The organism is Ruegeria sp. K7, from assembly GCF_056531785.1.
In genome coordinates, this window is the sequence record NZ_JBQFMJ010000001.1 from 218056 (window position 1) to 240628 (window position 22573).

General features: G+C 56.2%; 23 protein-coding genes and 3 tRNA genes. 11 read left to right on the forward strand and 15 right to left on the reverse strand.

The window, feature by feature from the left end:
• Window positions 1–93 precede the first annotated feature (93 nt).
• Both ACR0FE_RS01030 and ACR0FE_RS01035 read right to left on the reverse strand, forming a co-directional pair.
• Window positions 94–1680, reverse strand: a complete 1587-nt coding sequence (locus tag ACR0FE_RS01030; protein WP_480910346.1) for an APC family permease — start codon at window positions 1678–1680, stop codon at window positions 94–96.
• 201 nt (window positions 1681–1881) lie between these two features.
• Window positions 1882–2580 carry a VPLPA-CTERM sorting domain-containing protein gene (locus ACR0FE_RS01035; RefSeq protein WP_480910347.1) on the reverse strand — a complete coding sequence of 233 codons (699 nt, stop codon included), beginning with the start codon at window positions 2578–2580 and terminating at the stop codon, window positions 1882–1884.
• A gap of 733 nt (window positions 2581–3313) precedes the next feature.
• Here ACR0FE_RS01035 and ACR0FE_RS01040 point away from each other — a divergent pair.
• The 4 genes from ACR0FE_RS01040 to ACR0FE_RS01055 all read left to right on the forward strand — a co-directional run bounded on the left by ACR0FE_RS01040 (window position 3314) and on the right by ACR0FE_RS01055 (window position 8597).
• Window positions 3314–5467 carry a DEAD/DEAH box helicase family protein gene (locus tag ACR0FE_RS01040; RefSeq protein ID WP_480910349.1) on the forward strand — a complete coding sequence of 718 codons (2154 nt, stop codon included), beginning with the start codon at window positions 3314–3316 and terminating at the stop codon, window positions 5465–5467.
• A gap of 14 nt (window positions 5468–5481) precedes the next feature.
• A complete protein-coding gene (locus ACR0FE_RS01045; protein WP_480910352.1) occupies window positions 5482–7110 on the forward strand; it encodes an HsdM family class I SAM-dependent methyltransferase in 1629 nt (542 codons plus the stop codon).
• Window positions 7107–8321, forward strand: coding sequence for a restriction endonuclease subunit S domain-containing protein (locus ACR0FE_RS01050; protein WP_480910353.1), 1215 nt, complete (start codon window positions 7107–7109; stop codon window positions 8319–8321). The genes ACR0FE_RS01045 and ACR0FE_RS01050 overlap by 4 nt, the downstream gene beginning before the upstream one ends.
• A 63-nt stretch (window positions 8322–8384) precedes the next feature.
• Window positions 8385–8597: a hypothetical protein gene (locus tag ACR0FE_RS01055; protein WP_480910355.1), complete on the forward strand. Its 213-nt coding sequence runs from the start codon at window positions 8385–8387 to the stop codon at window positions 8595–8597.
• Here ACR0FE_RS01055 and ACR0FE_RS01060 read toward each other — a convergent pair.
• From ACR0FE_RS01060 to ACR0FE_RS01080, 5 genes are all read right to left on the reverse strand, one after another.
• Window positions 8572–8982 (reverse strand): hypothetical protein, encoded by a 411-nt coding sequence (locus ACR0FE_RS01060; RefSeq protein ID WP_480910358.1) that lies wholly within the window; start codon window positions 8980–8982, stop codon window positions 8572–8574. The genes ACR0FE_RS01055 and ACR0FE_RS01060 overlap by 26 nt on opposite strands.
• Complete coding sequence (locus ACR0FE_RS01065; RefSeq protein ID WP_480910361.1) at window positions 8972–9154, reverse strand: hypothetical protein; 183 nt, start codon at window positions 9152–9154, stop codon at window positions 8972–8974. Before ACR0FE_RS01065 ends, ACR0FE_RS01060 begins: the two co-directional genes overlap by 11 nt.
• Entirely contained in the window at window positions 9154–9534 is a 381-nt protein-coding gene (locus ACR0FE_RS01070; protein WP_480910364.1) for a hypothetical protein, read from the reverse strand. Before ACR0FE_RS01070 ends, ACR0FE_RS01065 begins: the two co-directional genes overlap by 1 nt.
• Window positions 9531–10580, reverse strand: coding sequence for a hypothetical protein (locus ACR0FE_RS01075; protein ID WP_480910367.1), 1050 nt, complete (start codon window positions 10578–10580; stop codon window positions 9531–9533). The genes ACR0FE_RS01070 and ACR0FE_RS01075 overlap by 4 nt, the downstream gene beginning before the upstream one ends.
• Window positions 10581–10723: 143 nt before the next feature.
• Window positions 10724–10981: a hypothetical protein gene (locus ACR0FE_RS01080; protein WP_480911372.1), complete on the reverse strand. Its 258-nt coding sequence runs from the start codon at window positions 10979–10981 to the stop codon at window positions 10724–10726.
• On the opposite strand from ACR0FE_RS01080, the gene ACR0FE_RS01085 reads away from it, so the two are divergent.
• Entirely contained in the window at window positions 10871–11161 is a 291-nt protein-coding gene (locus ACR0FE_RS01085; RefSeq protein WP_480911396.1) for a hypothetical protein, read from the forward strand. The two genes, ACR0FE_RS01080 and ACR0FE_RS01085, sit on opposite strands and share 111 nt — an antisense overlap.
• 16 nt (window positions 11162–11177) lie before the next feature.
• Here the strand turns inward: ACR0FE_RS01085 and ACR0FE_RS01090 are convergent, their stop codons facing one another.
• On the reverse strand, window positions 11178–11411 hold the full coding sequence (locus tag ACR0FE_RS01090) for a helix-turn-helix transcriptional regulator (RefSeq protein ID WP_480910370.1): 234 nt from the start codon (window positions 11409–11411) through the stop codon (window positions 11178–11180).
• Window positions 11412–11581: 170 nt separating this feature from the next.
• Window positions 11582–12334 carry a site-specific integrase gene (locus ACR0FE_RS01095; protein ID WP_480911374.1) on the reverse strand — a complete coding sequence of 251 codons (753 nt, stop codon included), beginning with the start codon at window positions 12332–12334 and terminating at the stop codon, window positions 11582–11584.
• 169 nt (window positions 12335–12503) lie between these two features.
• Between ACR0FE_RS01095 and ACR0FE_RS01100 the strand changes: the two genes are divergently transcribed.
• Window positions 12504–12719 carry a hypothetical protein gene (locus tag ACR0FE_RS01100; RefSeq protein ID WP_480911397.1) on the forward strand — a complete coding sequence of 72 codons (216 nt, stop codon included), beginning with the start codon at window positions 12504–12506 and terminating at the stop codon, window positions 12717–12719.
• On the opposite strand, the gene ACR0FE_RS01105 is transcribed toward ACR0FE_RS01100, so the two are convergent.
• Window positions 12710–12784 (reverse strand) — tRNA-Val (locus tag ACR0FE_RS01105). The genes ACR0FE_RS01100 and ACR0FE_RS01105 overlap by 10 nt on opposite strands.
• A gap of 222 nt (window positions 12785–13006) precedes the next feature.
• Here ACR0FE_RS01105 and ACR0FE_RS01110 point away from each other — a divergent pair.
• The 3 genes from ACR0FE_RS01110 to uvrA all read left to right on the forward strand — a co-directional run bounded on the left by ACR0FE_RS01110 (window position 13007) and on the right by uvrA (window position 16245).
• Window positions 13007–13083, forward strand: a tRNA-Asp gene (locus ACR0FE_RS01110).
• 52 nt (window positions 13084–13135) lie between these two features.
• A tRNA-Asp gene (locus tag ACR0FE_RS01115) sits at window positions 13136–13212 on the forward strand.
• Between the two features lie 174 nt (window positions 13213–13386).
• Entirely contained in the window at window positions 13387–16245 is a 2859-nt protein-coding gene (gene uvrA / locus ACR0FE_RS01120) for an excinuclease ABC subunit UvrA (protein ID WP_480910373.1), read from the forward strand.
• Window positions 16246–16260: 15 nt separating this feature from the next.
• On the opposite strand, the gene ACR0FE_RS01125 is transcribed toward uvrA, so the two are convergent.
• From ACR0FE_RS01125 to ACR0FE_RS01145, 5 genes are all read right to left on the reverse strand, one after another.
• Complete coding sequence (locus ACR0FE_RS01125) at window positions 16261–16590, reverse strand: hypothetical protein (RefSeq protein WP_480489779.1); 330 nt, start codon at window positions 16588–16590, stop codon at window positions 16261–16263.
• A 108-nt stretch (window positions 16591–16698) separates the two neighbouring features.
• Window positions 16699–17571, reverse strand: coding sequence for a 3-hydroxyisobutyrate dehydrogenase (gene mmsB / locus ACR0FE_RS01130; RefSeq protein WP_480489781.1), 873 nt, complete (start codon window positions 17569–17571; stop codon window positions 16699–16701).
• A gap of 2 nt (window positions 17572–17573) precedes the next feature.
• On the reverse strand, window positions 17574–18614 hold the full coding sequence (locus ACR0FE_RS01135) for an enoyl-CoA hydratase/isomerase family protein (RefSeq protein ID WP_480910376.1): 1041 nt from the start codon (window positions 18612–18614) through the stop codon (window positions 17574–17576).
• A gap of 7 nt (window positions 18615–18621) precedes the next feature.
• Window positions 18622–19764 (reverse strand): acyl-CoA dehydrogenase family protein, encoded by a 1143-nt coding sequence (locus ACR0FE_RS01140; RefSeq protein WP_170616835.1) that lies wholly within the window; start codon window positions 19762–19764, stop codon window positions 18622–18624.
• A gap of 124 nt (window positions 19765–19888) precedes the next feature.
• Complete coding sequence (locus ACR0FE_RS01145; protein WP_170616837.1) at window positions 19889–21004, reverse strand: carboxylate-amine ligase; 1116 nt, start codon at window positions 21002–21004, stop codon at window positions 19889–19891.
• Window positions 21005–21147: 143 nt separating this feature from the next.
• Between ACR0FE_RS01145 and ACR0FE_RS01150 the strand changes: the two genes are divergently transcribed.
• Both ACR0FE_RS01150 and ACR0FE_RS01155 read left to right on the forward strand, forming a co-directional pair.
• Window positions 21148–21999, forward strand: coding sequence for a class I SAM-dependent methyltransferase (locus tag ACR0FE_RS01150; protein WP_480910380.1), 852 nt, complete (start codon window positions 21148–21150; stop codon window positions 21997–21999).
• 71 nt (window positions 22000–22070) lie between these two features.
• Window positions 22071–22550 (forward strand): fasciclin domain-containing protein, encoded by a 480-nt coding sequence (locus ACR0FE_RS01155; protein ID WP_170616841.1) that lies wholly within the window; start codon window positions 22071–22073, stop codon window positions 22548–22550.
• Window positions 22551–22573: the final 23 nt, after the last annotated feature.

Here is a 22573-nt window from a genome sequence, read left to right on the forward strand (position 1 = left end):
CGGAAGTCAGGGCCGGGATACTGGCCACCTAAGAGAATATGGAGAAGCCTGCGGCAATTGCGGCGGGCTTTTTCATTTGGGTCACTCGGTTATTCAGAACCCGACAACGGGTTCCTTGGGATCCAGTATTTCTTCTTCGGCGATGTATTCCTGAAACTTTTCAGTGGATAGGGCTGAACGGACGGCAAGACTGAAGATCACGGCGGAAAACAGGATACACAGCAGAATATCCCAACCAAAGGGGATCTGCTTTTGCGCGCCTTCGCCGAATTGCCCAAGGAAAGAGATCAGCCCGATACCGGCAAAATAGGGCGCCAGCCACAAAGCTTCGGTTACGTCCATTTCGTCAAGACGGTTGCGGAACCGCAGCAGCAGAAGAACCATTCCAACGATCAATGCAATGCCAAGTCGCCAGACCGTGTCCCAACCGCTCCAGTAGACGACCAATGTGGCAACGGCAAAGGCCGTGACGGCGACCACCTTGACGGCCGGGATGCGGATCGAACGCGGGTGATCGGGCATGAGGTGGCGCAAGCAGACCACGGCGATTGGGCCGACGGCGAATGACAGGACGATGGCCGCTCCGTTCAACGCGATTACTGTGGCGAAAGGTACGGTCAGCAGGAAGAGCGTTCCGATCAGAAAATTCAGCGCCAGTGCCCAAAGCGGCACGCCGAACGAAGACAGCATTTGCAGGCGTTGCGGCAGGAAGCCGTTTTTGGACAACGCCATGGCAATACGCGCGTTCGAGCCAGTGGCCACCAATCCGTTGCCAAAAGGTCCGATTACCGAGCCGATGTTGAGCAGGCTGAGAAACCAGATGATCCCCACGGACATGATTATTCCGTCCAGCGGACCCTGACCGCCAAAGTTCAATTGTGCCCAACCATTTTTCAGCATTTCGGGATCAAGCGCGCCGATGAATGCGATCTGAAGTCCCAGATAAAGGGCCGCGCACAGAACGATGGATAGAACCAGGGCTGCGGGGATGGCGAATTTGGGGTTTCGAACTTCACCAGCCATGTCGACGACGTGGCGAAATCCGATGAAAGAGAATATCACGCCTCCGGTCGACACCGCTGCCATGATGCCCTGTAATCCATAGGGCGCAAAACCACCTGGCTGAGTGAAGTTTTCGGTGTTGAACCGTGTCGTGATCAGCAGGATCGACAGAACGATAGGGATAGCGATTTTGGCCCACGTCAGCGCAGCGTTGACCTGCGTGAAAAACTTCACCCCCAATGCGTTGACCGCGACGAACAGAAGCATGAAAACCAGTGCAACCGCGATGCCAGCCCCGGTCAGATCGCCGGTATCCGCAGCATGCAGCCAGGGCGCATAGGGCGCGAGGTATTTCAACATTGCCTCAACTTCGATTGGTGCGGTGGTGTTATATCCGATCCAGGCTGTCCACCCCATGGCCATCGAGACTATGTTGCCATGTGAAAACTGAGGCACCCGTGCAATTCCACCGGATATCGGCAGCATGGCCGAGATTTCGGCAAATGTTATGGCCAGAACAAACATGGCAACCGCGCCGATAATCCAGGACAGGATGGCCGCAGGACCAGCATGTTGCACGGCCAGCATAGGCCCGAACAGCCAGCCCGAGCCAATAATGCCACCAACCGAAATGAACGTCAGGCCAACAAGACCAATATCGCGCTTCAATTCAGCCATAAACAATCCTGAAAACAATGCCCGGAATTACCGATCAATTCCGGTCAGGATAGGCGGGGGAATCGCACTGTGACAAGCTTGCTCTCGAGCAACCCTCAATCAGCTCAACTTGTTGGTATTGAGGCAGTTCTGGAAGCACGCGTAAGCCAGCCTTGGTGTCACCGGGCTCCCAGCCAGACTCTAGTAGGCGGTTATTCTACGTCACCTGATTCCAAACAGCCCAGCTATTGCGCCTATCAGTAGTAGCCCGCTGGCGGGCAGGGGAACGGCTGATACTTTTAGATTGTCCACCCGATAACTGGCACACCAATCGTTACACCAAACCGTGTTGGGTCCGAACGGGTCGTACAAGTCATTCCAATAGGGGCCACTGATCGGGTTGTTCACGGTAAGTATCAACTGATCGATATGAGAGAACCCGCTAGATAACCTAAGCTTCTTTAGTTTCGGTATGACACTGTCCGACGTAAGTTGTGTCTGCGTCGGGCCGATCGACTGCGTTGCCACCGTAGCCCCGTTTCGCACTCCAGTGAAAGTCAGAGTTGCCACCGGCGCAATTCCTGACGTTGCCCACTGGAAGTAGGCTTGGCTGTTATCGTCTGCCGGTCTAGGCCCCGATCCCGACATGAAAATCCGCAATGCGCCCCAAACATCAATAGATTTTGCCGTGAATGTTGTTCCGCTTATGGCTCTGATTGTTGACGTCAGAATGCCACTATCGGAATGCAGGTACAGGTAGTTCCCTCCCAGATAGGTCGTGCTGTAATCGTAGATGAACCCGTTGGACGTCGCAGGTCCACCACCCGCATTGGGATAAACCGGGTTGTGATCGAACGTAACCGTCAAAGCACTGGCTGCATTGGCCAAGCACACGGCTAACGCCGCAAATATATGTTTCATCGCAATACCCTCTATCAATGTCTGCAGATTAGATAGCGAAGTATCACTTTGCAACTGATCGTAGAGGCGGTTCTTTTAGAGAAATGAGGCTTGGACGCCTGGCCGCGTTTTGGCTTCTGGCACCCATTCCTGTCGCCAGATCCGACAAGTCATTGAAAAGATGGTGGGTGATAAGAGATTTGAACTCCTGACATCTTCGATGTGAACGAAGCGCTCTACCCAACGCCACCATACGACTGTTCATTTTTCACTACAATCAGCGAGCACAGAATACCCAATGATTTCATTGGCCTACATTGTCACACAATGCGAGTGACTACACAAGCGCAGAGAAGTGGAAGATGCGCGCTGCATCTCTTTTTGCTGAGCAATTGCAGCGGATTTGCAGCGCAACTCATACCATGAGTGAACAAACACACGTCGTAACCGCTGACTACTGACAGTGTCAGCAGGTGCGAAACATACTTCGCCGTTCGAGCGGTACCCAGCCATTGCGCGCAATACCCCCGCCCAAACCAAAACGCCGGTACGAGTTGAACGCGCCTGTCGGCGGGATGTCGAACATCCCCCAGTATGGTCAGTTTCGGTCGCAAACTCTTGCAAGCCACAACGATCAACTGCACATTGGGACTGTAAATACAGGACAACGCACAAGAAAACCTACACGCTTCCTTTCGAATGTCGTGCTGCGCCGCGTTCTGCACGAACCCGGTATGTAGAAAGGCGTTGGTAGTTGGCGAAGGGCAGCACAGAAGCATTTGCGAGAGCAAAGATTGACGCATTGCTGCGCGATGCCGACTGGAACCTTACAGATGGAACCAGCGTTCATTTCGAGTACACACTGAGCGACGGCACACGCGCCGACTACGTGCTTTGCGATCGAAGCGGTCGCCCGCTTGCCGTGCTTGAAGCAAAGCGCGCATCCGTTGATCCGATTGCGGCGCAGGATCAGGGCAAGGCATACGCTGAGTTGCTCGACGTGCCGTTCGTGTTTCTCTCAAACGGCGAAGAAGTCTGGTTCTTTGATCGCACCGTTGATGCACACTCGCGCAAGGTAGCGACTGTGTTTGGTCAGGAAGATCTTGAGCGTCGCACCGCCAGCCTCAAAGTGCGCCGTGACCTCAACTCCGTGCCGACCGATACCTCAATCGCGGGCGGGGGCGGTCGTACTTACCAGCTTGACTGCATTGACGCTCTTTGCGGCGAAATCGCACTCGGGCGGCGCAAGTTGCTTGTCGAAATGGCAACAGGCACAGGCAAGACGCGAACCGCTGCCGCTTTCATCAAACGCCTGTTCGAAGCCGGGTACGTGACGCGCGTCCTGTTCCTTGTTGATCGCATCACACTCGCATCGCAGACAGAAGACGCTTTCACCGACTACCTCACCGACTACCCGTGTCAAATTTTGCGCGCCGGTCGCGGATTTGACCACGCAAAGCGCATCACGATCTCGACCTTGCAGACGATGATCAACGAGTATGATCAGCTTTCGTCGGGATACTTCGATCTGATCATCACCGACGAATGCCACAGATCAATCTACGGAAAATGGAGCGGTGTGCTCCGGCACTTCGATGGTATCCAGTTGGGTCTTACCGCGACGCCTTGCACAGTCGATCCTGAGGACATGCCTGACCCCGAAGACGGTTTGTTCGTCCGCGATACATTGCGGTTCTTCGAAGTTGATCGCCCGACATTCCGGTACACGCTCAGCGAAGCTGTCGAAGACGGCAATCTCGTGCCGTATCGCATCTACAAGGCAATGACCGTCAAAACTGCGGCAGATGATGGGTTCAAAGTACATCGCGCGGAACTTGATTGGTCTGCGATGGATGCCGATACATCAGCCGAGTTCGAGGAGTTGTTCGCGGAAGGTGATCCGATCACCGTCCACCCGAACGCATTGGAGCGAAAGTTCACAATACCCGAGCGTAACAGGGCGCTGGTTCGTGAGTTTCGGCAAACTGTCGAGAATGGTTTCCGAGGTAGCGACGGCGTCATGCGTTACCCAGCAGACGGCAAAACCATCGTGTTCGCCGTTACCAAACGCCATGCGGAAACGCTGGCGACAATGTTCGACGATCACTTTGCGGACAAGAAACCGAACTCTACGACACGCTACGCCGATTTTGTTGTCAGCGACCTCGGTGGCGGTCCGTCACCTGACGCCTCGACCATCATCAAACGGTTCAAGGAAGAGGAATTCCCGAAGATACTTGTCAGCGTGAACATGCTCGACACCGGCTTTGACTGCCCTGAAGTCGTCAACCTTGTGATGGCGCGCTTCACGCAGAGTGCGATCTTGTATCAACAGATGCGTGGACGCGGCACCCGTAAGGCACCACACATCTACAAAGCCAGCTTCACCATGTTCGATTTCGTCGGCGTGACAGACTTCCACGGCGACGATGACGAGAACATTCAAGGCGGTGTCACGGGGACATCGAAACCGACTACCGGACCTGTCACACCAAACTCGCTGTTGAACCTCGACGTGAACGACCACATCGATCCAGCGTCCCGCGACTGGGTCACGCTCGATGAGAATGGGCGCATCGTTCGTACTGACGAACACGAAGCCGCCGCCGCAGCCTTGGGTTTGCGATTTGAAGCGTGGTTCGAAGCACAAACCTTCGATGCCGAACAAGAAAGATGGGCGCGTCTGATTGAGAGCCGCGTCAAGGCGAACGCCATGTCGATCGATGGCTTCTGGGACTACGACTTCGACGATCCACCGTTCACGGGATTGGGCGGTTACGACCAAGCTGTTCGTGTCTTCGGTGGACAAGATGCCCTCGATTACGTTCTCGGCAGTCTCAACATCGCACTGTTTGACGGACCCGATGTGACTACGGCAGCCGCAACACCCGAACACCCGCTACACTGAAACCGAAAGACACCATGCCACTCAGCCCCGAACTCAGACAGAGCCTTGACCAAATCCGCGACCAGATGTGGGCGGGCGGTTACCCAAACCCTGCACAGAACGCCGAACAACTCAGCTTTCTGATTTTCTTTTACATGTTCGAGGCGGCTGACGCCGCGCAGATCAGGGCGGCACGTCGCCCCGGTGCCGAGCCTTACACAAGCGCCTTTGAGGGTGAGTGGACATTGAAGAACCCGCTCAACGCAAAGGATCGCGGTGCTGAAAGCGTAGCGAAGGATCTTCTACGTTGGTCGAACTGGGCAAACGCGCTGAACGGTGAACGGCTCGTCACTTGGGTGCGCGACGAGGTCTTCCCTTTCTACGCTGAGATTGCAGCGCAGGGTGTTACCAACTTCATGGACGGCGCACGTCTCGGGATTGATGATCCTACTGTGCTTGCTCAAGTGCTCAGCCGCATCAATGGCCTCCACCTTGAGACGATGGATGCGGACACCAAGGGTGATCTGTTCGAGCACGTACTGCGCCAAATCAAGCAAGCCGGTGAACTTGGACAGTTCCGCACCCCACGCCATGTGATCCGAACCATCGTTGAAATGGTGGACCCCCGCATTGGTGAAACCGTGTACGACCCGGCGGCTGGTACTGCCGGATTTCTCGTTGCAGCTTACGACCACATTCGCCTCGCCAATTCTTCGGACAGTGGCGCGCAAGAAGCGGTTGTCGACGGCAAGAGCATTCAGCGCGGACTTGGTGATTTACTCAGTCGCGATGCCTTCGCCCAACTGCAAACAGCAACCTTCTACGGCAACGATGTCGATCCGCAAATGGTGCGGCTCGCCACGATGAACCTGTTCCTGCGCGGTTTGGACAAGGTGCGCATACTTCGGCGTGACGCGCTTACGCGAACGCTGAACCGTGCTGAAAAGACAGAGATGGGATTGCCCACCGACGGCTTCGATGTCGTTCTCGCGAACCCTCCATTTTCGGGCCGTCTCGACAAAGACCGCATCGTTGAAGATGTGAAGGTTGGCACCACGACCCAAACCGAATTGTTGTTCCTGCAATACATGCTGAACCAGATGAAGCCAGGTGGCCGTTGCGGCGTCATCGTGCCTGAAGGTGTTTTGTTCGGCTCGACTGGCGCTCACAAGGAACTGCGCCGCAAGCTGATCGAAAACAACACTGTCGAGGCGGTGCTGTCGCTGCCCGGTGGCGTGTTCAACCCTTACTCAGGCGTCAAAACATCTGTGCTGATCTTCCGCAAAGGCGGCACAACTGACCGAGTGATGTTCCTGCATGCTGACAATGACGGCTACAAGCTGGACGCCAATCACGATACGCCGATCGACGCCGATGATCTACCAATGCTCGCAGATGCGTATGCGGACAGTGACGCGAACTGGCAGAAGTGGCAGGCACGCGATGAAGGTGCTGAATGGAGCGAACAATGGTGGTTCGCTGACACGGACGCGCTGCGCGAAGCCGATTTCAATCTGAGCGCGGGGCGGTATCGTCCACAAAGTCGATCTGAGGTCGTGCATCGCGATCCGATGGAAATACTGGATGAATTACAAGCCATCGAGCGCGAGATCTTGGAAGAATTGGGTGAACTCAGAGAAGCTGTAAGCGAGGCAGCTTCGTGAGTATCTCCGTACAAATTGGGGAAATCGTTTCGAGCATGGAGAGTGGTTTCGCGTGTGCGAAGTCCAAGCTCGTGGACAGCGGATTACCCCACTTGAGACCCTTCAATGTCGGCATGCATGGCCACATTGACGAAGAAGAGATGTACTTTGTGCCGCCAAGCGTCGCTCCAGCTTCGAAGAGGAGGATCGAAGCAGGCGATCTCTTGTTCAACAATACCAACAGCCGCGAATTGGTGGGCAAAGTTGCTTACGTCGAGCAAAGCATGGACGCTGGCTTCTCAAATCACATCACCCGTATTCGAGTGGATCGCAGCAAAGCGGAACCTGCATTTGTCGCGTTTGCACTGCGCAGAATGTGGAGCCAAGGCTTCTTTCGCGAGAACTGCAAGCAGTGGGTGAGCCAGGCTGGTTTTGGTCCAACAGAATTGGCGAAAGTAATGTTGAACTTGCCGTCACTCGAAGAACAGCGACGCGTTGTTGACATTCTGAACCGTGCGGCGAGCATCGAACGGCTGCGCGCGCAAGCCACTACCCAACTGCGCGACCTGATACCTGCGCTGTTCATCAAGATGTTTGGTGACCCCATCGACAATCCGATGGGGTGGGATGTGAAGCCTTTGGCCCAAATGTGCGCGATTGACAGCGATTTGCGCGTTCCGGACGTCACCACTGAGGCCAATCATTTGTGCATCGGACCAGACAGCATTGAGAAATCAACGGGGCAGTGGTTGAAGAAGACAACGGTCGCTGACGTCGCTCCACGAAGTGGCAAGTACCGGTTCAAAGAACGTGACGTTTTGTACTCGAAGATCCGCCCTGCGCTTCAAAAGTGTGTACTTGCAGACAGTAGCGGATTTTGCAGCGCCGACATGTATCCATTGAGATGCAACGATGATGTCGATCCGGCGTTTCTCTGGATGCTTCTACTGACAGATGCTTTCACATCCTACGCGGTCGGCAGTTCGACACGAGCACAAATGCCAAAAGTGAACCGAACTACGCTGTTTGCGTACCAAGCGATTTGTCCGCCGATTGAGATACAAAGAGAGTTCGGTGCATTGGCTGATCAGATTGCAGGAACTCACAAGATCATACTGAGTTCGTCTGAACGCGCTGCCGATCTGAGTGCATCGTTGGCGAACAAGATGTTTGGAAGCCAATCTGACACGCAGGCATCAGCAGGCTCACGAGATGAACCAGAAGAGGTGTGAAGCCGTCACAATGCGCCACCAAGACTACACCTTCTACACACCTGCTTAAGGAGACCGAAACAAGTGTGGAACGCCCTTTGGATCATCTACTGCGCACCGGGCTACCTTGTTCTGTGGGTGCTGTACTTGTTTCCGACCGAGTGGGGCATGAAACGAAACACCGTGCAAACAGGCCGCCAATGGCAAGCGAGAGGCGTTCTTGCGCCGTTGATTTCCACCGCAATCTACATTGCGCTGATCTTCATTTTTATCATGCCGTTGCTTGACGAGGCTTGAGAAAATCGACGGTCGGTAATTCGTACCGCCTGTGTTCCCGTTCGGCATCCCGCCAACGCTGATCCAACCACTCCGCCAATCGGATCGCGCCGTCGTATCGGCCTGAAGCCTGCAACCACGCTGCTGCGTCACGCAATGAAATCACCACGCGATTGTTGGACACACGACGTGAAGGCGGACCTTTGCCGCGCAGCCGAGACATCCGCAAAGTGTTGGGCTTGATCCCGCACACTCGACAGAACTCATGCGCGTAGATCGTACCGTCGTAGCGGATCATGCGCACAAGATCGGGAGCGTCGGCGGGCAAATTGTGCAGCGAAAGCGTAATGCCTGGGATCAGGCGCTGCGGCGGCTGCGCCGCGTCAGGGCGTGGATCATGGCTCATTCTTCGACCCGCCGTCTTCGTTCACTTCAATCCCGTGACGGCGCGCGCTGTCGATGACCATTTGTCGGATCATCTTCTTGCGTCGCAGTTCCGCCAAGCCTCTGCGCAGCTTCTGGCTCGGTGTTTCGTAGACCTTGAGCGGTCGCTGTAACCGCAATCGATTTCGCCTCATCACGCCAACTCCCGATTGAGCGGAACCACGTGGCCGAGCGAGCCACCGATGCCCTGCTTTCGTCGCGCCAGTTCATGCCCGTAGCTACTGAACAGTCGATGCAGGATCAGAACACCATCGTCGCGCTGCCTCAGTAACCCGGACCGCCTCAAGTCGCGGAAGCCACGCAGAGCCGCTGTACGTTGCATTGACATCGATGCAGCAGCCTGTGCGATCAGTGCTTGGTTGCCTTTGGTGCGCGATGTCTCACGGATCATACCCATGAGCAGTGTCGCGGCATCGGGTCCAAGTCGGTCGAACGCACGAGATGCGCCCGCGTCCGACAGCCTGATGGGTTCTGGCGTAGCCGCCTCGGGTATCTTTGCATTGTCACGTGTCATGCACTTGCTTCCTTGATGGCGGCCCCAGATTGCGGAGTGTCGTCGCTTCTGAATACCTGTTGCATCGCTTGCCGCACTTGCGCATCCGACATCTCGGGATTTGCAAGCAACGCCCGGCCATCGTTGATCAACTGCTGCATTTGATCGATCAGCAATGAGAATTCGGACCGCAGTGAGTTTCTTTCTTCGACAAGGCCAATACCGCGCCGCAAAGTGGCGTCCCTGTCTGCCTCAGCTTCATCGCGCTGGGACGTAAGTCGTTCAATGTCCTGCTCTTGGCGATCGGAAGTCGTCACTTTGTTGCGCCTGCCGCTCTTGGTGCCGGGGTCCTCATTGTGCGTAGCGATGAATGGTCGTTCAGCGGCTGGGTCGAGCGTGTGCTCGAACATCATTCGCATCGCCGCTGGTCCTTGCATGAGCAGAGGTGCGTTGATTTCCAGCTTTCCGTACTCGTTCCAGCGTTCGATCCCACACTGGACAAGCACTTCACGGGCGCGATGGTGCTGTTGCTCCGACATTTCGTCTGCCTGTTCGTACAGGTCGAACAAGAAATCCACGTCCACTGTTCCACCCGCCAACTCTGCGGCATTGATCAGTGCGGCGATGTGCTTGTCCCGCTCTGGCACCGATCTCCACGCGGCTTGCGACGCCGATGGATCTTCGATCTCAACGACACGGCGCGGCAAAGTCATCACGACATGTTCGTCGTCGATTTCACGCCATTCTTCAAAAGTGAACTGCCAGTTACCGTTTTCATCTCTCGCAAAGCCTTCCGCTGTCGATCTTTCTTCGTAACCAGCGTAGGTCAATTGCTCGACATCGCAGATGAGCAAGCGCGCAGCTTCGTGCTCTCGCGCCGCAATCAACAGCTTGAGCAGTTGCCACGCGGTATCGTGCATGGTCGCGAACGGAGTGCCATGGTGCGGCAAATCTTGGTTTTCGGCTGGCCGCCGACGTTTGCCGCTACCTGTCATTCTTGGTCTTCCCATGCGGTCGAAGACTGGTTCAGGCTTCTTCGCAATCATCATCACCGGGTTCTTGCCCATACCGTGACCGCGTGATGGATCGCGCCAAGGACCTGCTGCTGGTCGTGGCGGCAAATCATGTGAATTGGGGTGGCTACTCCGAGAGGAACAACTGTCTTCGATGCTTCTCTCGGAGTAGTCACCCTTGGTTTCGGTTCCGGTATTCACCCGAGTGCCCATCGGCCTTCCCTTCTCTTGATCTGCCCAACGGTGGATTGAGCGATGCCCCAAGCTTTGGCGATCTCCCTCTGTGATCGCGTATCCGCACGAATGGCTGTTTCCTGATCCGAATTGAGATCGACCGCGCGCGGATGCCGCGCTCCGCGTTCCAATACGCCGTGGCTGTATGCATCATGCGCGTTCTCACTTGGCGACCCGACCACCAGATGATCAGGGTTGACGCACGCCTCGTTTCCGCAAATGTGGCGCGTGTGTTGTCCCTTCGTGGGAACGGCCAGCGCTTGCGCAATCGTCGTCTTTCGGCCTCGATGCTTGAACGTTGGTCTGCCGCTCGTGTGCGATCGGTCGACGAACATGCAACCAAATTCATCTACGTAGGCGCACTCGGCTACGACGATCTCCAACGCCCTTGCCTGCGCTGACTGGTCCCAAGCGCCGTCAGCCATGTTGCAAAGCCCGATTGGCGGCGCTCTCGGAGGTCCTGTCGTCCAGCCAAACGTCCACCTCAGCCGCTTCGTAGCGAATGGTCCTCGCGGTGATCTTCACGGGCTTCGGACCATCACCACGCAATCGCATTCGCTTGAGCGTGCTTCGGCTGATCCCAAGGCGATGGGCGGTCTGGTCAGGGGTCAGAAGGCAAGAGTAGTCGGTCGATTTTGGCACTTCTGCCATGGCGTTCTCCAAGATACGTGAGGGGTGCGCCATGACATCGAGTTGCTTGTGTCATTTTCGTGCGGCTTCGATCCAGATCGTAGCCGATCGAGCCAAATCAGTCAAATCGATTGGCGATTTTCGCAAGCAAATCTGAGAGTTGCGGGTCATTGCTCATTTCGGCGTCAACACTACCGGTCAGCAAGTTTTGCTGCGATGTTCACAGCATCGAGGTGCGTGTACCGGAGCAGCATGCGGGTGTCTCGATGACCACTGATCAACGCCACCTCTGGCAGCGAAAAACCACGCTCGAAGTAGCTGCTGATCGCTTCATGGCGGCAATCATGAAAGCGGAGATCAGTGATGCCAGCACGACGCACAATTCTTCCCCATGCAAGCTGCACCGCATTCCCCTTCATTGGAAACACGCGCGCATCGGGATCGCACTTGTCGGAGCGAAGTTCGTCAAGAGTTCGTAGTGCTTTGGCTGACAATGGGATGGTACGGGCATGTCCATTTTTGGAAGTGCGCAACCTGATGACGGACAGCCTGACATCAACATCGCTCCACCTCACTGCAAGCAATTCACCGCGCCGCATGGCCGTTTCAAGGGCAAGGACGATCAACGGCATCATCAAAGGGTTCTGGTATCGGCCAGCACTCTCAACCAACGCAGTTTGCTCGTGCTGAGTGATCCGACGCTCTCGCCGGTTCCGAACAACCGGGCGCCTGACATCCCGGACAGGGTTGCAGGGTAGAGGTACGCCCCAGTCTCGCATGGCGATGTCGAGGGCATGCTGAACAACGCCCAGGTATCTACATACGCTCGATGGCTTCATTCTACGTAGCCGAACGTCCCTCCATTCTGCGAAGCGCGTCGTACTCAGCCGATCCAACCGCGTAGCACAAAGCTTGGCATCATCTCGCAGCATGCTTGCGATCATGCATGTCTCGTTTCGACCTGACTGCTTGCGCGACACAATTTCCCGATCGTAGCGACTGAGAATGTCGCCAAGCGTTTCGGACTTCAAACGCGCGGGATCAACGCGCAGGTTGCTCCGTTCCGCTTGTGTCTCGACGTCGCGCGCCCATGTCGTCGCGTCCTTCTTCGTCGTGAATGTCTTTGAAATGCTGGTGCCGTTTGCACGTACTTGCGCTTGCCACTTTCCGCTTGGACGCCTCAAGATGCTTGCCACTGGTGCCTTCTCCGCTGGTTGGCGGGCAATCAGTGCAGCGGATTTGCAGCAGAACCGGTTTACAGCGAACTGCGCCGATCAACCGAACAAAGATCAACTCTTTGATTTCGAACGAGAAGGCAATGGTGGGTGATAAGAGATTTGAACTCCTGACATCTTCGATGTGAACGAAGCGCTCTACCACTGAGCTAATCACCCGTGAGGCCGCCTCTTACATTGTGTCAGTCCGGTTCGCAAGATCAGATGCAGGTGGCGCAGAAACTTTGCTTGCCCTCAGCGCATTTCACGCAGAACCCGGCGCCTGTTCAAAGGGTGGGTTCGGGAAAAAATCAGGATAAGGCAAAAAACTTGAAAACGCCGCTTGACGATGCCGGGGCGTGGCCATAATACACCCCAACGTTCAGAGCGAACGGGCAGCGGGCGGTTGTAGCTCAGTTGGTTAGAGTACCGGCCTGTCACGCCGGGGGTCGCGGGTTCGAGCCCCGTCAACCGCGCCATCGCTGCCAGCCTTTGATCCGGGTCAATGGATCAGACATAGACCCTAAATGCGCGGTTGTAGCTCAGTTGGTTAGAGTACCGGCCTGTCACGCCGGGGGTCGCGGGTTCGAGCCCCGTCAACCGCGCCATTTCCCTGATTTCGTTGAATGACCGAAAACAGTTGCCCATTGGGGCGATCGACATGGGGCTAATGTCAGGAGTTGTCGGCAATAATCCGACTGTTCACACTTTGTTCTAACTTTTGTGTTGGAGACTCAGCCTGGCTCGCCTATTTCTAGGACACTTGTCTGTTGGGGGCCGAAATGGCTGAGCTGAAGAATATCGAGGTGCGCGGAGCGCGCGAGCATAACCTCAAAAGTATTGATGTTGACATTCCACGGGATCAGCTTGTGGTGATTACAGGTCTGTCTGGTTCGGGCAAGTCGTCGCTGGCCTTTGATACCATCTATGCCGAAGGTCAAAGGCGCTATGTCGAAAGCCTGTCCGCTTATGCGCGCCAGTTTCTGGACATGATGGAAAAGCCCGACGTTGACCATATCAGCGGCCTGTCCCCGGCGATTTCCATCGAGCAGAAAACGACGTCGAAGAACCCACGCTCCACCGTTGGTACGGTCACCGAGATCTATGATTATTTGCGACTGTTATTCGCGCGTGCAGGAACGCCCTACAGCCCTGCCACGGGTCTGCCCATTGAAGCGCAGCAGGTGCAGGACATGGTCGACCGCATCATGGCGATGGAGGAAGGGACGCGCGGATACCTTCTGGCACCCATCGTGCGGGACCGGAAAGGGGAGTACAAAAAAGAATTCCTCGAACTGCGTAAGCAGGGCTTCCAGCGCGTCAAGGTGGACGGGGAGTTCTATGAACTTGATGAGCCGCCCACTCTGGACAAGAAGTTTCGCCATGACATCGACGTCGTAGTCGACCGTCTGGTTGTACGCGAAGGGATGGAAACACGTCTGGCCGACAGCCTGCGGACTGCGCTGGATCTGGCCGATGGAATCGCGATTCTGGAAACCGCGCCGCGCGAAGGAGACCCCGAACGTATCACTTTCAGCGAGAATTTTGCCTGTCCGGTCAGTGGCTTCACGATCCCCGAGATCGAGCCGCGCCTGTTCTCGTTCAACGCACCTTTTGGGGCATGCCCGGATTGTGACGGTCTGGGAGTGGAACTGTTCTTCGATGAGCGTCTCGTAGTGCCGGACCAGACACTGAAACTGTATGATGGTGCACTGGCGCCGTGGCGAAAGGGTAAATCGCCGTACTTCCTTCAAACCATCGAAGCCATCGCCCGCCACTTTGAGTTCGACAAGAACACCCCATGGAAAGACCTGCCGGAGAAGGTTCAGCAGGTGTTTCTTCGGGGGTCTGGTGATGAAGAAATACAGTTCCGTTACGACGAAGGTGGACGGGTTTATCAAGTGACTCGCAGTTTCGAGGGCGTAATTCCCAATATGGAACGCCGTTACCGCGAGACCGACAGCGCCTGGATCCGTGAAGAATTCGAGCGCTATCAGAATAACCGCCCCTGCGGGACATGTGATGGCTACCGTCTGCGTCCCGAAGCCCTGGCCGTCAAAATCGCGGGCCTGCATGTTGGGCAGGTGGTTCAGATGTCGATCAAGGAGGCTCTGGCCTGGATCGAGGATGCTCCGAACCATCTGAACACGCAGAAAAACGAGATAGCGCGCGCAATTCTGAAGGAAATCCGCGAACGACTTGGATTCCTGAATAATGTTGGTTTGGAATACCTTACGCTGTCACGTTCAAGTGGAACCCTGTCTGGTGGCGAAAGCCAGCGGATCCGGTTGGCCAGCCAGATCGGTTCGGGTCTGACAGGGGTTCTGTATGTGCTGGACGAGCCGTCAATCGGGTTGCACCAGCGCGACAATGACCGTCTGCTTGGAACGCTCAAGAACCTGCGCGATCAAGGGAATACCGTGATCGTTGTTGAGCATGACGAAGAAGCCATCCGTGAGGCTGATTACGTTTTTGATATTGGTCCCGGCGCCGGTGTGCATGGCGGGCAGGTCGTAAGCCAGGGAACACCTGCGGAAATAACGGCGGATGCGGCCTCGATCACGGGGCAATACTTGGCCGGAACGCGCGAGATCGCGGTGCCCGCTGAACGGCGCAAGGGCAACAAGAAGAAGGTGTCGGTGGTCAATGCGACCGGGAACAACCTGAAGAATGTGACGGCTGGGTTTCCTTTGGCCAAGTTTGTCTGTGTGACCGGGGTTTCCGGCGGCGGGAAATCCACTTTGACCATTGAGACGCTGTTCAAAACGGCGTCGATGCGCCTGAATGGCGCGCGCCAGACACCTGCGCCGTGCGAGACGATCAAGGGACTGGAGCATCTGGATAAGGTCATCGACATCGACCAGCGGCCGATCGGGCGGACTCCGCGTTCAAATCCAGCAACTTACACGGGGGCGTTCACCCCGATCCGCGACTGGTTTGCCGGTCTGCCCGAGGCCAAGGCACGAGGGTACAAACCGGGACGGTTCAGCTTCAACGTCAAGGGAGGTCGGTGCGAGGCCTGTCAGGGTGACGGGGTCATCAAGATCGAGATGCACTTCCTTCCGGATGTCTACGTGACCTGTGAAACCTGCAAGGGTGCGCGGTACAACCGCGAGACACTGGAGATCAAATTCAAGGGCAAGTCCATCGCGGATGTTCTTGATATGACGGTGGAAGACGCGCAGGACTTCTTCAAAGCTGTGCCTTCCATTCGCGACAAGATGGACGCACTGGCGCGGGTTGGTCTGGGTTATATCAAGGTCGGACAGCAGGCCACCACGCTTTCGGGTGGTGAGGCGCAGCGGGTCAAGCTTTCAAAGGAACTGTCCAAACGTTCGACCGGGCGGACGCTGTATATTCTGGATGAACCGACCACCGGCCTGCACTTTGAAGATGTCCGTAAGCTTCTGGAAGTACTGCACGAACTGGTAGATCAGGGAAATACGGTCATTGTGATCGAACACAACCTGGATGTGATCAAAACCGCCGATTGGATCATCGATATTGGCCCGGAAGGTGGCGATGGCGGCGGACAGATTGTTGCCGAGGGCACACCCGAGCAAGTTGCGGAGTGTGAGGGCAGCCATACCGGGCACTACCTCAGGCCGATGTTGAATTTGGACCGGGTCGCTGCAGAATAGCGGCCCGTCAGTTTCCTAGTACAGGATATCCGCCACGGCGCCGATCAGGTTGAGAACTTTCCGCGTTTCAGGATCGATTCTGTAGACATAGTCGCCGGCGCGAACGTAATTGCCGCCTCGTTTCAGGCCGTATCGATAGGGATCGTCGATCCAGACATAGTCCCGTTCGATACGGTCGCCCGTCCGATATAGGTTTTTGACCTGTCCTGGTGGCACGCAGGGGACTGCCTTTTTGGCCAGACCGGGCGGGCAGTGCCCGGCCTTTCCCTTTCCGTTGCCAGCTTCGACCGCAGCCGTACTGATCACCAGCAAAGCGATGGATCCAAAAATTCTCAGAGTCTTCATCGGCGGCCCCTGCAATTATTCTGCACTGGTTTTAGCACGTACAGACCGGGACAAAGAAGTGACGACAAACAACTATTTTCGGGTCAGCAAAAAACTGCTTTACGCGCCTCAGCTCCGGCCTCTCTTTTCAAACCGGGGCAGCATGGCGGAAAAGTCTTTCCCCAACCCATCTTCAGCTTCGACAAATTGTTCATACAAGGCCGTTGCAGCCTGGCCCATGGGTGTGTCCGCATCCGATCCTTCCGCGGCCTGCTGGCTAAGGCGTAAATCCTTCAGCATCAGCTCTGCAGCAAAACCTGGTTTGTAGCCGTTGTCGGCGGGACTGGTGGGACCAACGCCGGGGGCAGGGCAATAGGCGTTCATTGTCCAGCTATATCCGGACGATGTACTGACGACATCAAACATCTTTTGACGATCCAACCCCAACTTGTCGGCCAGTGCAAAAGCCTCACAGGTCGCGATCATGGTGACGCCGAGGATCATGTTGTTGCAGATCTTTGCCGCCTGACCTGCGCCGGAGTCGCCGCAATGAACGGCCTTCTGGCCCATGACGTCGAACAGCGGTTCGGCCGTTGAAAACGCTTCTTTCAAACCACCTGCCATGAAAGTCAGCGTACCAGCTGCGGCGCCCCCAATACCGCCTGAAACCGGAGCGTCAACGGCTCTTAGCCCGGCTGCCAGGGCCTGATCCGCCACAGCGCGCGCGCTGTCGACGTCGACGGTTGAGCAATCAATCCAGGTGGCGCCTTTCTGCATGGCCGGAACAATCTCGTCCGCGACAGATCGCAAGATCTGACCGTTTGGAAGCATCGTAATTGCCACGTCTGCTCCGGCGACGGCCTCGGCCCCGGAAGATGCCATGGTGACCCCTTCGACTGTGACGTCTGCCATGTCAAAGCCAACCACAACATGCCCGGCCTTCGCCAGATTGGCGGCCATCGGTGCGCCCATGTTGCCGAGGCCGATAAACCCGATTTTCATCCTTATTCCTCCTCGAATGTCAGTGCGTCCGCGCCCAGTGGTTGCAGCATTTTCGAAACAACGACTGCGGGTACGGATTGATCCGCAAAGCTCCACCTAGGATTGCGGTCCTTGTCTATGATCTGCGCGCGAATGCCTTCCAGAAAATCCCCGTGTTCCATGGCGCGGAACGTAAACCGGAATTCCAGTTCCAACGCTTTGCGTATTGTCAGCGATGGCCCACGCAATCGATGCAGCATTTCTACGTAACAGGCCATCGACAAAGGTGAATGCCGTCCGAGTGTGGCCAGAGTTTTGGTGGAGAAATCCGGATCAGCGTTACGCAGATTGGTCAGGATGTCGCCCAGCGCCTCGCCCGAGAATATGTCATCGATCACAGGTTGGTCCTGCTCCAATGTACTCTCCGGCGGAGTCTGCGCGTGTTTGGCCAGTATCTCGGCATCACCAGAGGCTTCGAGCAGTTCCATGAGATCGGACCATTGGGACTGCGGGATATAGTGATCGGCAAATCCGGCATAAATCGCATCACCTGGCCCCATGCGTCGTCCGGTTGTTCCCAGATATTCACCTAACCGGCCGGGTGCCAGGGCCAGCATCAGCGTGCTGCCGACGTCCGGAACCAGTCCGATGGAGCATTCAGGCAATGCGATCTGCGCGGTCTCGCCCACGATCCGGTGACTTCCGTGGCACCCGATGCCAACACCGCCGCCCATTGTGAAACCCTGCAGAAAGCTGACCACCGGTTTGGGGTATTCGAAGATCAGGGCATTCAAGCGGTATTCATCGCGCCAAAAAGTTTGACCATAGGCGAAATCGCCTTTCATACCCGTTTCATAAAGCTCGGCAATGTCACCTCCGGCGCAAAAGGCCTTGTCGCCTTCGGCATCGGTAATGATCAGGTCAACCGAGTCATCTTCGCGCCAGTTCCGCAGGGCACTGTCTATGGCCATGCACATGTCATAACTAAGCGCGTTGAGCGCCTTGGGCCGTGTCAAAGTGATGCGCCCGGCGCGGCCTGTCACACGGATGTCGATATCTGGCATTTGATCCTCAGCGTTGGGCAAGCATCTGGCGGGCGACGATCACGCGCATGATCTCGTTGGTGCCTTCCAATATCTGATGCACGCGCAGATCACGCACAAGCTTTTCGATCCCGTAATCGGCCAGATAGCCGTACCCGCCATGCAACTGCAGACATTGATCGACGACTTTTGATCCCGTTTCGGTAACGAACTTTTTGGCCATCGCGCAGAATTTGCTGGCATCGGGTGTGCCCTGATCCAGCTTCCACGCGGCCTGCCGCAAGAAGACGCGTGCGGCCTGCAGTTCGATCTCCATATCAGCCAGTCGGAACTGCAGGGCCTGAAACTGGTCGATGGATTGACCGAATGCTTTACGCTCGGACATGTATTGCAAGGTCATGTCCAAGCCGGTCTGCGCCGCACCCAGAGAGCAGGAGGCGATATTCAAGCGCCCGCCGTCCAGTCCCATCATGGCGTACTTGAATCCATCCCCTTCGGTGCCGACCAGGTTCCCTGATGGTATCTTGCAGTCATCGAACTGCACCTGCGCCGTCGGCTGGCTTTTCCAACCCATTTTCTGCTCCAGCGCCCCGAAGCTGAGACCGGGCGTTCCGTCTTCGACATAAACGGTCGAAATCCCCTTGGGACCATCCTGACCCGTGCGCACCATGCAGACATAAGCATCAGAGTAGCCACCGCCCGAGATAAACGCCTTGGTGCCGTTCAGCGTGTAACCTTCGTTTGTACGTTCGGCGCGGGTTTTGAGCGCTGCAGCGTCCGAGCCCGAGCCGGGTTCGGTCAGGCAGTAGCTGAGGACCGTATCAAGACTGAGAACCTGTGGCATGATACGTGATTTCAGCTCGTCACTGGCGAAACTGTCCAGCATCTTTGCGCACATGTTGTGGATCGACAGAAAGGCTGCAACCGACGGGCAGGCCATGGACAAAGCTTCAAAAACCAGCGTTGCATCCAGCCTGCTCAGACCCGATCCTCCTGCGTCCTCAGAGACATACAAGCCACCGAAGCCCAGTTCGCCGATCCGGGGCCAAAGGTCTTTGGGAATGGTTCCATCCGCCTCCCATTGCCGCGCAAACGGAGCGATGTTTTCCTGCCCAAATGCATAGGCCATGTCGAAGATAGCTGTCTGTTCCTCGGTCAGCGCGAAATCCATGCCAATCCTTCCCGTCGATGCTGAATTGAACGATTGTTTATTTCCCAATCGTTACAGAAATTTTGCACGATCAGCAATCATGGGAAGTAAGGTTATGATATTGATCGGCCCCGGGTGCGCGATATCAGAGATCTTCGTGGAATTCCTCGATCAGGTGCTTCACGACCGCCTGACCGGGATCGTCCCCTTTTGCCACGGCCTCGGCGTGTACACGGCGCTGGCGTGTGGCGGACGTTCCGTTTTCCGCAATTTGCCGCAGGCGGGCCAATTCGGTCATCGTGCCCAACGCCTCGGTATCTTCCGCCAGCATTCCCATCAGTTCACCAATCAGTTCAGGCATTGGCTTGATTGAACGGTCGCCAAAATCGATCAGCCCCTCGCCAACGCCGTACCGTTGCGCGCGCCAGCGGTTTTCGCCGATGAGGAACCGGTCATAGTGACGCCAGCGCAGGTTACGGTCTTTCAAACGACACAGCATCCGGGTCAGCGCCTGGATCATCGCAGCCAGCGAAAGGGCGTGTTCCAGCCGGGGCTGCACATCCATGATACGGGTTTCCAACGTCGGAAACCGATGCGAGGGGCGCAGGTCCCACCAGATCTTTGAGGTGTCTTCGATGACGCCGAGTTCCACAAGGATTCCTGTCGTACGCTCGTATTCAGCCCAACTGGCCGGTACCGGAGGCAATCCGGTTCGGGGCAGGTTGTCGAACACGGTCAGCCGATAGGAGGACAACCCGGTGTCTTCACCGCTCCAGAACGGAGAGGATGTGGAAAGAGCCAGCAGGTGCGGCAAAAAGTAGGACAGTTGTGGCATCAGATCGGCACGCAGCGCCTTGTCTTCGACGCCGACGTGAACATGCATGCCGCAGATCAGCATGCGTCGTGCAACACCGCCAAGGGCATGTTGCAAGGCGTCATAGCGATCCTTGCGTGTATGATGCTGGTCTTTCCACTTTGCAAAGGGGTGGCAGGATGCGGCAATCGGAGCCAGATTGTATTCAGCGGCGCGCGTGGCAACGCAAGACCGCAACCGCTTGAGGTCCTCACGGGCCGCGCCAATCGTGGCATGAGGGCGGGTTCCCACCTCGATCTGGCATTGCAGGAATTCAGGGCTGACCTGACCTTCAAAATCGGCCTGGCAGGCATCCATCAAAGCGGCAGGTGCTTCGGACAATTGCAGGCTGTCGCGGTCCACAAGCAGGTATTCCTCTTCAATACCCAGCGTGAATTCCTGCTGCATGGCGGCCCTCCGGTCTTAATGTTCACGCCAGTGAATACGGAATTTGCCCTTTTGCCAAGTGTTTGCCGCGCAGGTGCTTGCGAAGCCTTGGTCGGCAAAGGTAAGGAGCGGGGAGTGTTCAACCACGGATCGGAGACGGCGGCGTGAAACCCAGGAAATTCCCGCGGACCAATGCAATTCTGGATCGCTTCGGCGTCAAGCTGATCGACAAAGTCACTGAACGGGATGAGCGCGCCCGACTGGAAAGCTTTGAACGGGCAGGCGGATTGGAACGCCCTGCATATGCCCTTTCTCCGGGAATGGATGGGTTCGATGTCGGCCCGCTGGTCGAGGAATATCACGAACATGCCGATGCGCTTGCGGCATTGAAGGACCCGTCGCGAAACAAGACCGGCTATCGCATCGGGAACGGATACTATGACAGCCCGGATGCGGACGCGCTTTATCTGATGATCCGCAGATTCAAGCCGAAACATGTGATCGAGGTCGGGTGTGGCAATTCAACCCGCGTCACGCGACAAGCGATCATTGATGGCGGGCTGAACACCCGCATTACGGCAATCGATCCGTATCCGAGGGCGGATATTGCGCATGTCGTGGATGATTTTGAACAAAAACGACTGGAAGCTGTCGATCCGGCGCTGTTTGAAAACCTGCAAGAAGGCGACGTTCTTTTCATCGATTCCAGCCATGTGGTCCGCATGAGCAACGACGTCGCGCATCTGTTCTGTCGCATCATTCCGGCCCTGAAACCAGGTGTCGTCATCCACGTGCACGATGTTTTTTTGCCCTACGAATACCCCACTCGTTTCTTCTATGATTGCCCCGGATGGGGCGAACAGTACATGCTGCACGCATTGCTGCAATCTGATTTGTATTCAATGCTTTGGCCGGGATATTACCTTCAGCGGGAACGCCCGGACGCGGTCGAGGCCTTGCCATTCCTGAAGGATGGTCGGGCACAGAGTATTTGGGTTCAGCTCAGAAAATCTTGACCTCAAAGTGATCCGCCACGCCGGGGCTGCCGTAACCCTTTCCATAACAAGCTGGAGAGGAGATGACAGCCATGTTTCGCCGCACATTCCTGGGCGCCGCCGCCGCGATTGCACTGACTTTGCCAATGCAGGCTCGTGCCGGGTCCGATATTGTTGATACCGCCGTCTCGGCCGGATCATTCACCACTCTTGTCGCCGCAGTTCAGGCTGCAGGGCTGGTTGACACTTTGAAAGGCGACGGACCTTTCACTGTTTTTGCCCCGACTGACGAGGCGTTTGCGGCATTGCCCGAGGGTACCGTTGAATCGCTTCTGCTGCCTGAAAACAAAGACCAGTTGGTATCCATCCTGACCTATCACGTGGTTCCGGCCAAAGTGATGTCAGGAGACATCGCAGGTAAGCGCGCGAAGGTGCTTACCGTTCAGGGCGACCGCCTTAGCGTGAACGCCAAGAACGGCGTCAAGGTTAACGGTGCCAAGGTGGTTCAGGCTGATATCGAAGCCAGCAACGGCGTGATCCACGTTGTCGACGCGGTGATCCTGCCTGAATAAGTTTCCCTACGAAAATGAAAAAC

Excerpts from the sequence above, each read along its gene's own strand:
- ACR0FE_RS01140 (WP_170616835.1), bottom strand. The coding sequence starts at position 19,764 with ATGGATTTCGCGCTGACCGAGGAACAGACAGCTATCTTCGACATGGCC.
- ACR0FE_RS01070 (WP_480910364.1), bottom strand. The coding sequence starts at position 9,534 with ATGACACGTGACAATGCAAAGATACCCGAGGCGGCTACGCCAGAACCC.
- ACR0FE_RS01145 (WP_170616837.1), bottom strand. The coding sequence starts at position 21,004 with ATGCAGCAGGAATTCACGCTGGGTATTGAAGAGGAATACCTGCTTGTG.
- ACR0FE_RS01095 (WP_480911374.1), bottom strand. The coding sequence starts at position 12,334 with ATGATCGCAAGCATGCTGCGAGATGATGCCAAGCTTTGTGCTACGCGG.
- ACR0FE_RS01035 (WP_480910347.1), bottom strand. The coding sequence starts at position 2,580 with ATGAAACATATATTTGCGGCGTTAGCCGTGTGCTTGGCCAATGCAGCC.
- ACR0FE_RS01155 (WP_170616841.1), top strand. The coding sequence starts at position 22,071 with ATGTTTCGCCGCACATTCCTGGGCGCCGCCGCCGCGATTGCACTGACT.
- ACR0FE_RS01060 (WP_480910358.1), bottom strand. The coding sequence starts at position 8,982 with ATGAGCCATGATCCACGCCCTGACGCGGCGCAGCCGCCGCAGCGCCTG.
- ACR0FE_RS01125 (WP_480489779.1), bottom strand. The coding sequence starts at position 16,590 with ATGAAGACTCTGAGAATTTTTGGATCCATCGCTTTGCTGGTGATCAGT.
- ACR0FE_RS01045 (WP_480910352.1), top strand. The coding sequence starts at position 5,482 with ATGCCACTCAGCCCCGAACTCAGACAGAGCCTTGACCAAATCCGCGAC.
- ACR0FE_RS01085 (WP_480911396.1), top strand. The coding sequence starts at position 10,871 with ATGCCGCGCTCCGCGTTCCAATACGCCGTGGCTGTATGCATCATGCGC.
- ACR0FE_RS01065 (WP_480910361.1), bottom strand. The coding sequence starts at position 9,154 with ATGAGGCGAAATCGATTGCGGTTACAGCGACCGCTCAAGGTCTACGAA.
- ACR0FE_RS01135 (WP_480910376.1), bottom strand. The coding sequence starts at position 18,614 with ATGCCAGATATCGACATCCGTGTGACAGGCCGCGCCGGGCGCATCACT.
- ACR0FE_RS01075 (WP_480910367.1), bottom strand. The coding sequence starts at position 10,580 with ATGGGCAAGAACCCGGTGATGATGATTGCGAAGAAGCCTGAACCAGTC.
- mmsB (WP_480489781.1), bottom strand. The coding sequence starts at position 17,571 with ATGAAAATCGGGTTTATCGGCCTCGGCAACATGGGCGCACCGATGGCC.
- ACR0FE_RS01090 (WP_480910370.1), bottom strand. The coding sequence starts at position 11,411 with ATGGCAGAAGTGCCAAAATCGACCGACTACTCTTGCCTTCTGACCCCT.
- uvrA (WP_480910373.1), top strand. The coding sequence starts at position 13,387 with ATGGCTGAGCTGAAGAATATCGAGGTGCGCGGAGCGCGCGAGCATAAC.
- ACR0FE_RS01030 (WP_480910346.1), bottom strand. The coding sequence starts at position 1,680 with ATGGCTGAATTGAAGCGCGATATTGGTCTTGTTGGCCTGACGTTCATT.